This window comes from Streptomyces sp. NBC_01233 (assembly GCF_035989305.1).
In the GTDB taxonomy this organism is placed as follows: domain Bacteria; phylum Actinomycetota; class Actinomycetes; order Streptomycetales; family Streptomycetaceae; genus Streptomyces.
On the sequence record NZ_CP108514.1, the window covers coordinates 4,610,475 to 4,625,570 of the forward strand.

Annotated in this window: 12 protein-coding genes and 2 tRNA genes; 11 read left to right on the top strand and 3 right to left on the bottom strand. The window is 70.2% G+C overall.

Going from position 1 to position 15,096, the window contains the following annotated elements; translation table 11 throughout:
- Positions 1 to 36 precede the first annotated feature (36 nt).
- The 9 genes from gnd to OG332_RS21725 all read left to right on the top strand — a co-directional run bounded on the left by gnd (position 37) and on the right by OG332_RS21725 (position 10,328).
- Positions 37 to 912, top strand: a complete 876-nt coding sequence (gene gnd / locus OG332_RS21685) for a phosphogluconate dehydrogenase (NAD(+)-dependent, decarboxylating) (protein WP_442816188.1) — start codon at positions 37 to 39, stop codon at positions 910 to 912.
- A 79-nt stretch (positions 913 to 991) separates the two neighbouring features.
- Positions 992 to 2,128 carry a DNA replication/repair protein RecF gene (gene recF, locus OG332_RS21690; RefSeq protein ID WP_327415024.1) on the top strand — a complete coding sequence of 379 codons (1,137 nt, stop codon included), beginning with the start codon at positions 992 to 994 and terminating at the stop codon, positions 2,126 to 2,128.
- Positions 2,125 to 2,658 (top strand): DUF721 domain-containing protein, encoded by a 534-nt coding sequence (locus tag OG332_RS21695; protein ID WP_327415025.1) that lies wholly within the window; start codon positions 2,125 to 2,127, stop codon positions 2,656 to 2,658. The genes recF and OG332_RS21695 overlap by 4 nt, the downstream gene beginning before the upstream one ends.
- A gap of 399 nt (positions 2,659 to 3,057) precedes the next feature.
- Complete coding sequence (gyrB, locus tag OG332_RS21700; protein WP_327419332.1) at positions 3,058 to 5,079, top strand: DNA topoisomerase (ATP-hydrolyzing) subunit B; 2,022 nt, start codon at positions 3,058 to 3,060, stop codon at positions 5,077 to 5,079.
- 43 nt (positions 5,080 to 5,122) lie between these two features.
- Positions 5,123 to 7,738, top strand: a complete 2,616-nt coding sequence (gene gyrA, locus OG332_RS21705; RefSeq protein ID WP_327415026.1) for a DNA gyrase subunit A — start codon at positions 5,123 to 5,125, stop codon at positions 7,736 to 7,738.
- Positions 7,739 to 7,741: 3 nt separating this feature from the next.
- A complete protein-coding gene (locus OG332_RS21710) occupies positions 7,742 to 8,404 on the top strand; it encodes a DUF3566 domain-containing protein (RefSeq protein WP_327415027.1) in 663 nt (220 codons plus the stop codon).
- 117 nt (positions 8,405 to 8,521) lie between these two features.
- Positions 8,522 to 8,595 (top strand) — tRNA-Ile (locus OG332_RS21715).
- A gap of 144 nt (positions 8,596 to 8,739) precedes the next feature.
- Positions 8,740 to 8,874, top strand: a complete 135-nt coding sequence (locus OG332_RS21720) for a DLW-39 family protein (protein WP_208809277.1) — start codon at positions 8,740 to 8,742, stop codon at positions 8,872 to 8,874.
- Between the two features lie 122 nt (positions 8,875 to 8,996).
- Entirely contained in the window at positions 8,997 to 10,328 is a 1,332-nt protein-coding gene (locus OG332_RS21725; protein WP_327419333.1) for a hypothetical protein, read from the top strand.
- On the opposite strand, the gene OG332_RS21730 is transcribed toward OG332_RS21725, so the two are convergent.
- On the bottom strand, positions 10,315 to 11,610 hold the full coding sequence (locus tag OG332_RS21730; protein ID WP_327415028.1) for a serine/threonine-protein kinase: 1,296 nt from the start codon (positions 11,608 to 11,610) through the stop codon (positions 10,315 to 10,317). The two genes, OG332_RS21725 and OG332_RS21730, sit on opposite strands and share 14 nt — an antisense overlap.
- Before the next feature lie 50 nt (positions 11,611 to 11,660).
- Complete coding sequence (locus tag OG332_RS21735; protein ID WP_030707692.1) at positions 11,661 to 12,209, bottom strand: helix-turn-helix domain-containing protein; 549 nt, start codon at positions 12,207 to 12,209, stop codon at positions 11,661 to 11,663.
- A 162-nt stretch (positions 12,210 to 12,371) separates the two neighbouring features.
- On the opposite strand from OG332_RS21735, the gene OG332_RS21740 reads away from it, so the two are divergent.
- Positions 12,372 to 12,444 (top strand) — tRNA-Ala (locus tag OG332_RS21740).
- Positions 12,445 to 12,550: 106 nt separating this feature from the next.
- Here OG332_RS21740 and OG332_RS21745 read toward each other — a convergent pair.
- Positions 12,551 to 13,795, bottom strand: coding sequence for an IS110 family transposase (locus OG332_RS21745; RefSeq protein ID WP_327415029.1), 1,245 nt, complete (start codon positions 13,793 to 13,795; stop codon positions 12,551 to 12,553).
- Positions 13,796 to 14,515: 720 nt separating this feature from the next.
- On the opposite strand from OG332_RS21745, the gene OG332_RS21750 reads away from it, so the two are divergent.
- Positions 14,516 to 15,070, top strand: coding sequence for a methylated-DNA--[protein]-cysteine S-methyltransferase (locus tag OG332_RS21750; RefSeq protein ID WP_327415030.1), 555 nt, complete (start codon positions 14,516 to 14,518; stop codon positions 15,068 to 15,070).
- Positions 15,071 to 15,096: the final 26 nt, after the last annotated feature.

Sequence of the window (15,096 nt, forward strand, 5' to 3'; positions counted from 1 at the left end):
CGGCAAAGACGGCCACAACGCTTAAGGAACCACCTGATGGAGCTTGGTCTCGTCGGTCTCGGCAAGATGGGCGGCAACATGCGCGAGCGCATCCGCCGCGCAGGCCACACCGTCATCGGATACGACCGCAACCCGGACCTCGCGGACGTCCACAGCCTGCGGGAACTTGTGGACAGCCTGCAGGCCCCCCGCGTCGTGTGGGTGATGGTCCCCGCCGGCGCGGCGACGCAGTCCACCGTCGACGAGCTCGCCGAGCTGCTCTCGATCGGCGACATCGTCGTCGACGGCGGCAACTCCCGCTGGACCGACGACGAGAAGCACGCCGGGGAGCTGGCGGCCAAGGGCATCGGCTTCGTCGACTGCGGCGTCTCCGGCGGCGTGTGGGGTCTGGAGAACGGCTACGCGCTGATGTACGGCGGCGCCAAGGACCACGTCGCACGGGTCCAGCAGATCTTCGACGCCCTCAAGCCCGAGGGCGAGTTCGGCGCCGTGCACGCCGGCAAGGTCGGTGCGGGCCACTTCGCGAAGATGGTCCACAACGGCATCGAGTACGCCATGATGCAGGCCTACGCCGAGGGCTGGGAGCTCCTGGAGAAGGTGGACTCGGTCACCGACGTCCGCGAGGTCTTCCGCTCCTGGCAGGAGGGCACCGTCATCCGCTCCTGGCTGCTGGACCTGGCCGTGAACGCCCTCGACCAGGACGAGCACCTGGAGCAGCTGCGCGGCTTCGCGCAGGACTCGGGCGAGGGCCGCTGGACGGTGGAGGCGGCGATCGACAACGCCGTACCGCTGCCCGCGATCACCGCGTCGCTGTTCGCGCGGTTCGCCTCGCGGCAGGACGACTCCCCGCAGATGAAGATGATCGCCGCGCTGCGCAACCAGTTCGGCGGCCACGCGGTCGAGAAGAAGTAGCAGCTCACAGGGCTGCAAAGGATCACCAGCAGCACAGCACCACAGCGAGTAGTGGGAAGCCGGGGGAGGTCGGCGCCGTATGCATGTTTCGCATCTCTCATTGGCCGACTTCCGCTCGTACGCCCGGGCCGAGGTTCCCCTCGACCCGGGCGTCACCGCTTTCGTGGGGCCCAACGGCCAGGGGAAGACCAACCTCGTCGAGGCGATCGGCTACCTCTCGACGCTGGGCAGCCACCGGGTCTCCGCGGACGCCCCGCTCGTACGGATGGGCGCGGACCGGGCGATCATCCGCGCGGCCGTCACCCAGGGCGAGCGCCAGCAGCTGGTGGAGCTGGAGCTGAATCCGGGGCGGGCGAACCGGGCCCGCATCAACCGGTCCTCGCAGGTCAGGCCGCGGGACGTGCTGGGGATCGTACGGACGGTGCTGTTCGCGCCGGAGGACCTGGCCCTGGTCAAGGGCGACCCCGGGGAGCGGCGGAAGTTCCTGGACGAGCTCGTCACCGCGCGCTCGCCGCGGATGGCAGTGGTCCGCTCCGACTACGAGCGGGTGCTCAAGCAGCGCAACACCCTGCTGAAGTCGGCGGCGATGGCCCGGCGGCACGGCGGCCGCTCGATGGACCTCTCCACCCTCGACGTGTGGGACCAGCACCTCGCGCGCGCGGGCGCGGAGCTCCTGGCCCAGCGGCTGGATCTGATCGCGACGCTGCTGCCGCTGGCGGACAAGGCGTACGAACAGCTCGCGCCCGGCGGCGGCCCGCTCGGGCTGGCGTACAAGTCCTCGGCCGGCGAACCGGTGGACAGCGGCGCGGCGCGCAGCCGCGAGGCGCTCTACGAGGTGCTGCTGGCCGCGCTGGTGGACGTGCGCAAGCAGGAGATCGAGCGCGGTGTGACCCTGGTGGGCCCGCACCGCGACGACGTCGTGCTGCGGCTCGGGGAGTTGCCCGCGAAGGGGTACGCGAGCCACGGGGAGTCGTGGTCGTACGCGCTGGCGCTGCGGCTGGCCTCGTACGAGCTGCTGCGCTCGGAGGGCAGCGAGCCGGTGCTGATCCTGGACGACGTGTTCGCGGAGCTGGACGCGCGGCGCCGGGAACGGCTGGCGGAGCTGGTGGCGCCGGGTGAGCAGGTGCTGGTGACGGCGGCGGTGGACGACGACGTCCCGGGGGTGCTGGTGGGAACGCGGTTCGGGGTGTCCGGCGGTGAGGTGACCCGGCTGTGAGCGAGAACGGCAAGAACCCGCAGGAGGGCCGCAAGCCCCCGGAGGTCTCCGGGGTGGACCTCGCCCGCCAGGCCCTCGCGGCGGCGCGGGAGCAGGCGCGGGCCCGGGGGAACGCGGCCAGCGCCAAGAAGGGCCGGCAGCCGGGGCTCCGCTCGGGTGCCCGCGCGGACGGCCGGGACCCGATGCCGCTGATGGCGGCGCTGGACCGGCTGCGCACCGAACGCGGCTGGGAGATGCCGATGGCGGTGGCGGGCGTGATGGAGCGCTGGCCGGAGATCGTCGGCCCGGAGATCGCGGCGCACTGTGAACCGGAGCGGTACGAGGACCGTGAGCTTGTCGTGCGGTGCGACTCCTCGGCGTGGGCGGCGCAGCTGAAGCTGCTCGCGCCGCAGCTGGTGGCACGGCTGAACGCGGATCTGGGGCAGGGCACCGTACGCCTGATCAAGGTGCAGGGGCCCGGCGGACGGCCGAAGGGCTACGGGCCGTGGCGGGCGCCGGGCAGCAAGGGTCCCGGGGACACCTACGGGTGACGGTCCCGTGCGGGCCGCCTGAGTGGGTGGACGCAGCCCGCCCCGCGGGACCCGGGGCGCCGCCCCGGACCCCGGGCCTCAAACGCCGGCGGGGCTGGAGTGGCCCGGCGGGGTGGAGATCGGCTGTTTCGGGTGGCGTCCCTCACGGTAGCCGGAGGTTGACAGGCCGAAGCGCTGGATGCCCGCGTGAGCCTCTTTGAGCCCCTTCCCGGATGTGGGGAGTCGGAGAGAGGAGGTTCAGGGCGGCACATGCGGACTCAGGTACCGGCAAACCCCCATTCGTGTCGGTGGTACCGGTAGACTGAAGCAAATCCCGCCCGTCCGCGGGATCACGCAGACAACGCAGAACGACGCGGCCGCTCCCGCCGGCGCACTTGCTGGTCCGGGGTACGGGCTGCGCTGTGCCAGAAAGGGCGCTTCGTGGCCGATTCCGGCGACTCCAACGAGAAGAATTACGACGCCAGTGCGATCCAGGTCCTCGAGGGCCTGGACGCGGTCCGCAAGCGGCCGGGTATGTACATCGGCTCGACGGGTGAGCGTGGTCTGCACCACCTCGTCTACGAGGTCGTCGACAACTCGGTCGACGAGGCGCTGGCCGGGCACGCCGACACCATCGACGTGACGATCCTCGCCGACGGTGGGGTGCGCGTGGTCGACAACGGTCGCGGTATCCCGGTCGGCATCGTTCCGTCCGAGGGCAAGCCGGCCGTCGAGGTCGTCCTGACGGTCCTGCACGCGGGCGGCAAGTTCGGCGGCGGCGGCTACGCCGTTTCCGGCGGTCTGCACGGCGTCGGTGTGTCCGTCGTGAACGCCCTGTCGGCCAAGGTCGCGGTCGAGGTCAAGACGGACGGCCACCGCTGGACCCAGGACTACAAGCTGGGCGTGCCGACGGCTCCGCTGGCCAAGAACGAGGAGACCGCCGAGACCGGCACCACGGTCACCTTCTGGGCCGACGGCGACATCTTCGAGACGACCGAGTACTCCTTCGAGACGCTCTCGCGCCGCTTCCAGGAGATGGCCTTCCTCAACAAGGGCCTCACGCTGTCGCTGACCGACGAGCGCGAGTCGGCGAAGGCCACGGTCGGCGCGGACGACCCCGATGCGGACACCGCCGAGCCCACCGCGCGCACGGTGAAGTACTACTACGAGGGCGGCATCGTCGACTTCGTGAAGTACCTCAACTCGCGCAAGGGCGAGCTGATCCACCCGACCGTCATCGACGTCGAGGCCGAGGACAAGGAGCGCATGCTCTCGGTCGAGATCGCGATGCAGTGGAACTCGCAGTACACGGAGGGCGTCTACTCCTTCGCGAACACGATCCACACGCACGAGGGCGGTACGCACGAGGAGGGCTTCCGTGCGGCGCTGACGGGTCTGGTGAACCGTTACGCGCGCGAGAAGAAGCTGCTGCGCGAGAAGGACGACAACCTCGCCGGCGAGGACGTCCGCGAGGGTCTGACGGCGATCATCTCGGTGAAGCTGGGCGAGCCGCAGTTCGAGGGCCAGACCAAGACCAAGCTGGGCAACACGGAGGCCAAGACCTTCGTGCAGAAGGTCGTCCACGAGCACCTGAACGACTGGTTCGACCGCAACCCGGTCGAGGCCGCGGACATCATCCGCAAGTCGATCCAGGCGGCCACGGCGCGCGTCGCGGCCCGCAAGGCCCGTGACCTCACCCGGCGCAAGGGCCTGCTGGAGAGCGCCTCGCTGCCGGGCAAGCTGTCCGACTGCCAGTCGAACGACCCGACCAAGTGCGAGATCTTCATCGTCGAGGGCGACTCGGCCGGTGGTTCCGCGAAGTCCGGCCGCAACCCGATGTACCAGGCCATCCTGCCGATCCGCGGCAAGATCCTGAACGTCGAGAAGGCCCGTATCGACAAGATCCTCCAGAACACCGAGGTCCAGGCGCTGATCAGCGCCTTCGGCACCGGTGTGCACGAGGACTTCGACATCGAGAAGCTCCGCTATCACAAGATCATCCTGATGGCGGACGCCGACGTCGACGGCCAGCACATCAACACCCTGCTGCTGACCTTCCTCTTCCGCTTCATGCGGCCGCTGGTCGAGGCCGGTCACGTGTACCTGTCCCGCCCGCCGCTCTACAAGATCAAGTGGGGCCGGGACGACTTCGAGTACGCGTACTCGGACCGCGAGCGCGACGCGCTGGTGGAGCTCGGCAAGCAGAACGGCAAGCGGATCAGGGAAGACTCGATCCAGCGCTTCAAGGGTCTGGGCGAGATGAACGCCGAGGAGCTGCGCGTCACCACGATGGACGTGGACCACCGCGTCCTCGGCCAGGTCACGCTGGACGACGCGGCGCAGGCCGACGACCTGTTCTCGGTGCTGATGGGCGAGGACGTCGAGGCGCGGCGCTCCTTCATCCAGCGCAACGCCAAGGACGTCCGCTTCCTCGACATCTGAGTCGGCTCCGCTGACCGCCGCCTGAAAGGACTTCTGACCAGCAATGGCCGACGAAACCACCCCCACCGCAGAGAACGCCGAGAACGCCGCGGAGGAGCAGCCCGTGCTGCGCATCGAGCCCGTCGGGCTCGAGACGGAGATGCAGCGCTCCTACCTCGACTACGCGATGTCCGTCATCGTCTCGCGCGCCCTGCCGGACGTGCGGGACGGCCTCAAGCCGGTGCACCGCCGCGTTCTGTACGCGATGTACGACGGCGGCTACCGGCCCGAGAAGGGCTTCTACAAGTGCGCCCGTGTCGTCGGCGACGTCATGGGTACCTACCACCCGCACGGTGACAGCTCGATCTACGACGCCCTGGTCCGCCTGGCCCAGCCGTGGTCGATGCGCATGCCGCTGGTGGACAGCAACGGCAACTTCGGCTCCCCGGGCAACGACCCGGCGGCCGCGATGCGCTACACCGAGTGCAAGCTCATGCCGCAGGCCATGGAGATGCTCCGGGACATCGACGAGGAGACCGTCGACTTCCAGGACAACTACGACGGCCGCAACCAGGAGCCGACGGTCCTGCCGGCGCGCTTCCCGAACCTGCTGGTCAACGGCAGCGCGGGCATCGCGGTCGGCATGGCGACCAACATCCCGCCGCACAACCTGCGCGAGGTCGCGGCCGGTGCGCAGTGGGCGCTGGAGCACCCGGAGGCCTCGCACGAGGAGCTCCAGGACGCGCTGATCGAGCGGATCAAGGGCCCGGACTTCCCGTCGGGCGCCCTCGTCGTGGGCCGCAAGGGCATCGAGGAGGCGTACCGGACCGGTCGCGGCTCCATCACGATGCGCGCGGTGGTGGAGGTCGAGGAGATCCAGAACCGCCAGTGCCTGGTGGTCACGGAGCTCCCGTACCAGACCAACCCCGACAACCTCGCGCAGAAGATCGCGGACCTGGTGAAGGACGGCAAGGTCGGCGGCATCGCCGACGTCCGTGACGAGACCTCGTCGCGGACCGGCCAGCGCCTGGTGATCGTCCTGAAGCGGGACGCCGTCGCCAAGGTCGTGCTGAACAACCTCTACAAGCACACCGATCTGCAGACGAACTTCGGTGCGAACATGCTGGCGCTGGTGGACGGCGTGCCGCGCACGCTGTCGATCGACGCCTTCATCCGCCACTGGGTGACGCACCAGATCGAGGTCATCGTCCGGCGCACGAAGTTCCGCCTGCGCAAGGCGGAGGAGCGCGCCCACATCCTGCGCGGTCTGCTCAAGGCGCTGGACGCGATCGACGAGGTCATCGCGCTGATCCGGCGCAGCAACACGGTCGAGATCGCGCGCGAGGGCCTGATGGGCCTCCTGGAGATCGACGAGATCCAGGCGAACGCGATCCTGGAGATGCAGCTGCGCCGCCTCGCGGCGCTGGAGCGCCAGAAGATCGTCGCCGAGCACGACGAACTCCAGGCCAAGATCAACGAGTACAACGCGATCCTGGCCTCGCAGGAGCGTCAGCGCTCCATCGTGAGCGAGGAACTGGCGGCCATCGTCGAGAAGTTCGGCGACGACCGGCGTTCCAAGCTGGTGCCCTTCGACGGTGACATGTCCATCGAGGACCTGATCGCCGAAGAGGACATCGTCGTCACGATCACGCACGGCGGCTACGTCAAGCGCACCAAGACCGAGGACTACCGCTCGCAGAAGCGCGGCGGCAAGGGCGTGCGCGGCACGAAGCTGAAGCAGGACGACCTGGTCGACCACTTCTTCGTCTCCACCACGCACCACTGGCTGCTGTTCTTCACGAACAAGGGCCGCGTCTACCGCTCCAAGGCGTACGAGCTGCCGGACGCCGGCCGCGACGCCCGCGGGCAGCACGTCGCGAACCTGCTGGCCTTCCAGCCGGACGAGAAGATCGCCCAGATCCTCGCCATCCGCGACTACGAGGCGGCGCCCTACCTGATCCTGGCCACCAAGGGCGGCCTGGTGAAGAAGACGGCGCTCAAGGACTACGACTCGCCCCGTTCGGGTGGTGTGATCGCGATCAACCTGCGGGAGACCGGGGACGGCAGCGACGACGAGCTGATCGGCGCGGAGCTGGTGTCCGCCGAGGACGACCTGCTGCTGATCAGCAAGAAGGCGCAGTCGATCCGCTTCACGGCGACCGACGACGCGCTGCGCCCGATGGGCCGCGCCACTTCGGGCGTGAAGGGCATGAGTTTCCGCGAAGGTGACGAACTGCTCTCCATGAGCGTGGTGAGGCCGGGTACGTTCGTCTTCACCGCGACCGACGGCGGCTACGCCAAGCGGACGCCGGTCGACGAGTACCGCGTCCAGGGTCGTGGTGGTCTGGGCATCAAGGCCGCGAAGATCGTGGAGGACCGCGGGTCGCTCGTAGGGGCGCTCGTGGTGGACGAAACGGACGAGATTCTCGCCATCACGCTCGGCGGTGGTGTGATTCGTACGCGCGTCAACGAAGTCAGGGAGACCGGCCGTGACACCATGGGCGTCCAGCTGATCAACCTGGGCAAGCGCGATGCCGTGGTCGGCATCGCCCGTAACGCCGAGGCCGGTCAGGAAGCTGACGAGGTCGAGGCCGACGAGAACGAGACCGAGGTGGCCGACGGACAGGCCGCCGAGGCCGCCGAGGGCACGCAGCCTTCGGCCGGGGAGCACGAGGAGTAAGTCGTGAGTGGAGCCACGGGCGCCGGACCGGCCAAGACTGGGGCGAACGGTGCCCGTGGCCCCGCCGCGGACTCCCAAGGTGGCGACGCCACCGCCGAGGGCAGGGGGATCGCCGTGACGGACACCCGAGGGCCGCAGTCGACGGCCGGCGCGGAAGCCGGCCAGGACCGGCCCGCGCCGCCGCCGTACCAGCCGCCGCAGGCCTACACGGCGCCCCCGGGCGCGGGCGCGCCGCGGGCGAACGGCGGCGCCGCCGCACAGCGCAAGCCGCGTCCGGGGATCCGTACGGCGCCCAGGACGCGCAAGGCGCGGCTGCGGGTGGCCAAGGCCGACCCGTGGTCGGTGATGAAGGTCAGCTTCCTGCTGTCGATCGCGCTGGGCATCTGCACGATCGTGGCGGCGGCGGTGCTGTGGATGGTCATGGACGCGATGGGCGTCTTCTCGACCGTCGGCGGCACGATCAGCGAGGCGACCGGCTCGAACGAGAGCAACGGCTTCGACCTCCAGTCGTTCCTGTCGCTGCCGCGCGTGCTGACCTTCACGTCGGTGATCGCGGTGATCGACGTGGTGCTGGCGACGGCACTGGCCACGCTGGGCGCCTTCATCTACAACCTGTCGGCGGGCTTCGTCGGCGGTGTGGAGCTGACGCTCGCCGAGGACGAGTAGGCCTTCGCAGGAGGGCCTGCAAGGGGTCGGATGACCTGCGCAGACGCCCGGTCGGAACGGATTTTGGCCTGACCGGGTCTGTGCGCTAATCTTCAGGAGTCAGCGCGCAGCGCGGATGGGGCTATAGCTCAGTTGGTTAGAGCGCATCCCTGATAAGGATGAGGCCACAGGTTCAAATCCTGTTAGCCCCACAGTGTCGAAGACCCCCAGGCCAAGGCCTGGGGGTCTTTGTCGTAGGGCCAGTTGGTGGGTTGGCAGGTCACCGATCGGTATCGGTCGGTGTGTATTGTTGGCTGCCAGAAGTCCCCTACGTCAACGAAAGACGAGGTCGCGCGGTGAAGAAGCTGCTCCTGGTCGCACTGGCCGCCATCGGCGGGCTCCTCGTGTACCGCCAGATCCAGGCGGACCGCGCCGAGCAGGACCTGTGGACGGAGGCAACCGACTCCGTGCCTTCTGGTTCCGGTGTGTGAGACCCAAGGCTGATCCCATGAAGCCCCGGCTGCCGCTGCGGCCGGGGCTTTGTGCTGTTCTGTGACGAAAACTTACGTTATGCAAAGATTTGGCTTGCGCTAGCAAACTCGGGGTGGACGTGATGGGTCGGGTACGGACGACGGTGCGGCTGGGAGCCGTGGTGGGGGCGGCGGCCCTGGGCCTGACGGCCGCCCTGCCGGCGGCCGCCCGCGCGGAGGGGACGCAGCCGCAGCCGGTCCCGACGTACCGGGCCGCGGACGGCGCGAAGGCGGTTGAGGGAAAGCCCTCCACCGCGGACGCCCCGCAGATCGAGCCCGGGAGCGTCTACAAGGACACCCTCGGCCCCGGGGACCGCGTGTACCGGCTCGTCCTGGAGAAGGACGACTCGAACGTCTACGTCTCCGCCGTGGTCCGGCCCGGGGCGGGCGCGAAGGTGTCCGGCGGCGACGGCATCGAGGTGGAGATCATGACCACCGCCGGGAGCTCCTGCCGGGCCGGCACCGGCCGGGCGAACTTCGGCTACGACCCCTACCCCATCAGCGCGGCCGGCGTCCGGTGGGGCGGGGAGGACGAGGACTGCGCGCCCGCCGGCGTGTACTACGCCAAGATCACCCGCACCTCGGCCAAGGGTTACGACCAGAGCCCCTGGCCGCTGGAGATCAAGGTCCAGCGGGAACCGGGGCGCGGCGCGGGCGCTCCCACCACCGCGCCCGGCAGCTGGCCCTCCGGGGCCCCCGCCCTGCCCGGTACCGAGGCGGTGGGCCGCACCGGGGGCACCGGCTTCAACGACGCGCGCGCCCTGGGCGCCGGGGTGTGGCGCGACGAGATGAGGCCCGGCCAGACCCGCTACTACCGGGTCCCGCTGGACTGGGGACAGCAGCTGGGGGTCGGCGCCGAACTCGCCGCCGCCCGGATGACCAAGACGTACGGCTCCGCCTCGGGCGGGCTCACGGTCGCGCTCTACACCCCGTACCGGGGCCTGATCTCCGACAAGGACGTCTCGTACGACGGCAAGCAGGCCGGGATCACCCTGGGGAAGACCCCTCCCGTCGTCTACGAGAACCGCTTCGCCAGCGACCCGGCCGTGCGGTCCGTGGCCGTCGCGGGCTGGTACTACGTCGCGGTGACGATGGGCTCGAAGGTCGCCGACTTCACCGAGGACGCGGTGCCCGTGCCGCTGACCCTGCGGCTGGAGGTCGGCGGGACCCCGGCCGAGGCGCCCGCGTACAAGGGGAGTCCGGCCGCGGGCGGCTTCGGGGTGGGCGAGGAGGACCGGACCGCCGCCGAGGAGGGGCTGACCGCCCCGGAGGCCGCGGAGGCCGCCGACAAGCGCTCCGTGATGCGCGTCGTGGCCGGGGCCGGCTTCGGCACCGGGACGGTGCTGCTGCTCGTGCTGGGCGGCTGGACCCTGCTCGGGCGGCGCGGGCGCGGGCGCGGTCCTACAGCTGCGTGAGGGCCCAGACGCCGACGGCGAAGCAGAGCAGGGCCGCGGCGAGGAGCGAGGCCACCGCCTTCGCCGGAGGCGGGGCGACGGCGCCGGCCGCCCGGACGGGCGGGGCGCCCGAGGCCGTCGGCGCCGGCACGGTCGCCGGTGACGGCGGGCCCGCCGGGGTGGGCGGCGGCAGGTGGAAGCTGCCCGTCTCCGAGGGCCCGTACGCGGGCACCTGGGCCGGGACGGCCGGGTAGGGGGCCGTCGGCGCGATCGGGGCGGTCGAGGCCGTCGGCGGGGCTCCTGCCGTCGCCGCCGTTCCGCGCGGATCGGTGGGGGCGGGCTCCGCGGCCTGCGTCACGGAGGCCGAGGCGCCGGCCGGCACCACGCCGGCCGTGGGCGCGTGCGGGGTCACCGCCGTCGTGGCGAGGGGGCCCTGCGGGCCGAAACCGGGCGGGAGCGGGCCGAGTTGGTCGAACACCTCCACCGGATCCTCGTCCGGGGCGGGCGGCGGCAGCAGTTCCACGGCCTCGGCAAGGGCCTTGCGCGCCCCTGTGGCCGTACGGAACCGGCTCTGGGGGTCCGGCTGCAGGAGGCCGGCGAGGACGTCCCAGAGCGGGGCGGGAACGCCCTGCGGGGCGCCCGGGGTGCCATGGGCCAGGAAGCGCTCCACGAGGCCCTGGGAATCGGGCTTGGCGCCCCGGAGGAGGTACAGGGCGACCAGCCCGACGGCGAAGAGGTCGGCGGGGAAGTCGGGCTCGGCGCCGAGCAGTTGCTCGGGGGCGAAATAGCCCGGGGTGCCGACCACGTAGTTGGTCTCGGTCAGCCGGGGCTCGCCCTTGCGCATGGAGATGCCGAAGTCGGACAGCCGCAGGTGCGGCCGCCCGGTTCCGGTGGCCCCCATCAGGATGTTGGCCGGTTTGATGTCGCGGTGGACCACGCCTTCCGCGTGCACCGCGGCCAGCCCCGACAGGAGCTGGTCGAGCAGCAGGCACACGAAGCGGGGCGGCAGCGGGCCGTAGTCCCCGATCACGTGACCGAGGGAGCCCCCGCCGACCAGGTCCATGGTGAAGAGGACCTTGTCGTCGTCGGCCGCCCAGCTGGCGGGAGCGAGCACGTGCGGGTGGTCGATCCGCAGGGCCTGTTCCCGCACGAAGCGCAGCAGGGTGTGGGCGTCGCTCTGAAGGAGGACCTTCGCGGCGACGTAGCGGCGACGGCGGTGGTCCCAGGCGCGCCACACGGCACCCGCGCCACCGCGCCCGATCGGATCGATCAGCTCGTACCGACCGGCGAAGATCTCACCCATCGCTGCGCCCGTCCCCCGTCCCCCGTCACCCGTCGTCCGCCCTCGTGCCGTCAGTTCTGGTGGGCCTCGTAGTGGGCGACCGCGTCCGCGGTGCGGCCCGCGCCGTACACCCGGAGGAACTCTGCCAGTTCCGGGTGGCTGGGGGCGAGGGTGTTCGCCGCGTCGATGATGTCGCCGGCCGCGGAGACCGAGCGCAGCAGCGACTGGATCTCGCGGACGACCCGCTTGACCGTGGGCGCGCCGGAGCTGATGGTGGTCTGGCCGCTGTTGCTCAGGACGGATCCTCCCTGCGTCTTCTTGATCTCGTCCATCCGGTCGGTGGCCTCCCCGGCGCTGACGCTTCCGTCGGCAACCTGGCCGGCGAGATCCTGGAGGGCCTGGACGCGCTGCACCACGGCCGGGTTCCCGATCTTGGCGCGCTGGCCGCTCATCAGCTGGGACAGCATGGGCGCCGACAGACCGAGGACGGCAGCGAGGCGGGCCTGGTTCAAGCCGAGGTCATCTATGAGCCGGCGGAAGAGCGCTCCCAGCGGCTCCCCGTACCAACTGCGCTGAAGCTCTCTGGCTCTGGCCGTGGCCTCTTGCTGTACTGCGTCCACTCTTACTACTCCCCTTCGCTGGTGCGAACCTCGCGAGCATCTTACGGAGAGTGGTCGCACGGCGGGAGTCCCTATCATTTTGCGAGATGAGGGGGTACACCCGGTACTCTGTTCTGCGGAACGACCCCCTCTCTCGCGTGGGACGGGTGCGTCCAGTTCCATGGGGCCTTAGCTCAGTTGGTAGAGCGCTGCCTTTGCAAGGCAGATGTCAGGAGTTCGAATCTCCTAGGCTCCACTCTCTTTAGCCCCTCTGATGCGTAAATAGCAGCAGGTCAGGGTGGGTGTGGGCAGGGCTGGGTGCCCGGTGGCCGTTGAGGGCCGCCGGGTGTCTGGTCTGCCGGTCAGGCGGCGGTCTCCCTGGGGTTGAGGGTGACGGTGTAGCCGAGTTGGTTGAGCTGGCCGATGGCCCGGCGGGTGGCGCGTTCGGGGTCGCGTTGGGTGAAGTAGCTGCCGCCGAGTTCTTGGTAGGCGGCGTTGTCGGTGAGCATGTGCCAGATCGCGGTGATGATCGAGTGCTCGACGGCGACCAGGGCCCTGAGCGGGCCGCGGCGGGCGGTCAGGCGTTTGTAGCGGGCGGCGAGGTAGGTGTCCTTGGTTCTGACCGCGCCGAACGCGGCGAGCCCGGGGGCGCCTTTGAGGTAGGGGTTGCCGGGCCGGACCTTGGTGTTCTTGGTGCGGCCGGCGGATTCATGGTGGCCGGGGCAGACCCCGGCCCAGGACGCGAGGTGCTTGGCGGAGGCGAACCGTGTCATGTCCCCGCCGGTCTCCGCGATGATCACCTCGGCGGTGGCCTGGTTGATCCCGGGGATGGTGTCGAGCAGGTCGAGGGCGCCACGAAAGGGCGACATCGCCTCCTCGACCCGTCCGCTGATCTGGTCGATCATCCCGGTGAGCTGGTCGTACTGGTCCAGATGCAGGCGGGTCAGGAAGGCGTGGTGTTCGCGGAAGCGTCCGGTCAGGGCCTCGGTGAGTTCGGGGATCTTGCTGCGGAGCTTGCGTTTGGCCAGGTCCGCGAGGACGTACGGGTCGGCTTCGCCGCGGATGAGGGCTTCGAGCATGGCCCGGCCGGAGACGCCCATGATGTCGGAGGCGACCGCGGACAGCTTGATTCCGGTGTCCTCCAGGAGTTTCTCCAACCGCTGGACCACACGGCTGCGTTCGCGGGTGGCGGTGGTCCGGGCGCGGGTGAGGTCTCGTAGTTCGCGGATCGGCTGGGGTGGGACGAAGGAGGGCCTCACCAGGCCATGGGCGCCGAGCTGGGCCAGCCAGGCCGCGTCCGAGACGTCCGTCTTGCGGCCGGGCAGGTTCTTGACCTGCCGCGCGTTGACGAGGATCACGTTCAAGCCCTCGGCCAGCACGTAGTAGAACGGCTTCCAATAGTCCGAGGTCGCCTCGATCACCACCAGGGTGACCTCGGTGGCGAGCAGGTGATCCCGCAGGTCCAGGACTGCGTTCGAGGTCGATCCCCACGTCGTGGTCTCGGCCGTGAAGGACCCCCGCCGCTTCGTACTGGGGGTGCGGACGCATACCTTGGCGTCCTTCTTGCTGATGTCGAGGCCGGCGCAGCGTTCGTGCAGCACGTCCACGGTCTTGCTCCCTCCCTCGCCGGACAACCGGGTATGCCGTTCCGGGAGGGCCAGGGTGAATCAGGAATTCTGACGCACGTGCTTCACAGCAACACTCCACGGTTCCCGTGGACGGCCCCCAGCACCACGCTGACCTGCGAGCTCACGGGCATCACAGAGGCATCGGTTTCGGCCGGAACGAACACCCCAAGGTTCCCGAACCGGTACCAGCCCCCGGCAGGGCAGACAGAAGCACCCCCGGCGCGCGCCCGGGATTTACCACGCCCCCGGCGCGCACCGAAGGTGCGCTGGATCGCTGACCTGCGGTAACGCGGATCAGAGGGGCCTTTTCGTGTGCTGACTGGCATGGTTCTTGCCCTCGGCTGTGCCGGCGAGCGGCCCCAGGTGGATCACCGACCTGCGCGATCTGCGCCGCGGTCGTCATCACGCCGCTCGCGTCCGCCGCGTCGGCCGGCTTGCCCTGGGCCGGCGCCACGGTGAGCAGCGGGCTCGTGACCCGCCGAGCTGCTGCGGCAGGGTGCCCGCACCGGCTGCGGCGGTCATGGCTCTACCTCTTCAGACTCTTCAGAGGCGGCGCGGACGAACCCGGCGGCGGTGGTGCGCATCGTTTCGCAACTGTTCGCACGGAGACGGTGTTTCTACCGTCGGCCGCATCGTGGGTTTCCCGAGCGGGACGCGAGCGTGCTGAACGAAATTCATGACGAACGAAGGAGTCGTGCCATGCCGACCACCAGCCCTGCCACCGGCGTCGCCACGGTGGTGTTCCATGCCACGCGCGTGGGGTCGCTCGTGCTGGCAGCGACGGACGACGCGCTCGTGCTGTGCTGCTACGGCACGGCAGAGACGGCGGCGGAGCGGCTGAGCCGGGCGGGACTGAGCCCGGTGGAGCCCGGAGAAGCGGGAGCGCCGGGGCTCAAGGTGCTGGACGAGGCCCGGGAGCAGATCGACGCCTACCTGAGCGGCGGGCGCCGCGCATTCACCGTTCCGGTGGACCTGCGGCTCGCCACCCCCTTCAGCCGGCTCACCAACATGAGGCTCGCGGAATTCGTCCCGTACGGGCGGACCGCGACCTACGGGCAGCTGGCCCAGGCGCTCGACCGGCCCCGCGCCGCGCGGGCCGTCGGTACGGCGCTGGGCGCGAACCCGCTGTGCGTGGTCCTGCCCTGCCACCGGATCGTCGGCGCGACGGGCAGTTTCAGCGGGTACGCGGGAGGGCCGGAGGCCAAGCGCGATCTGCTCGCCCTCGAAGCGGCCGGCGCACGGCCCGCGCACTGACCCTCCCCCGCCACAGAAAGCAGAGC

What these genes read in the sequence shown, in the direction of transcription:
- gnd (WP_442816188.1), top strand. Translation starts at nt 37, where the DNA reads ATGGAGCTTGGTCTCGTCGGTCTCGGCAAGATGGGCGGCAACATGCGC.
- recF (WP_327415024.1), top strand. Translation starts at nt 992, where the DNA reads ATGCATGTTTCGCATCTCTCATTGGCCGACTTCCGCTCGTACGCCCGG.
- gyrA (WP_327415026.1), top strand. Translation starts at nt 5,123, where the DNA reads ATGGCCGACGAAACCACCCCCACCGCAGAGAACGCCGAGAACGCCGCG.
- OG332_RS21725 (WP_327419333.1), top strand. Translation starts at nt 8,997, where the DNA reads ATGGGTCGGGTACGGACGACGGTGCGGCTGGGAGCCGTGGTGGGGGCG.
- OG332_RS21730 (WP_327415028.1), bottom strand. Translation starts at nt 11,610, where the DNA reads ATGGGTGAGATCTTCGCCGGTCGGTACGAGCTGATCGATCCGATCGGG.
- OG332_RS21750 (WP_327415030.1), top strand. Translation starts at nt 14,516, where the DNA reads ATGCCGACCACCAGCCCTGCCACCGGCGTCGCCACGGTGGTGTTCCAT.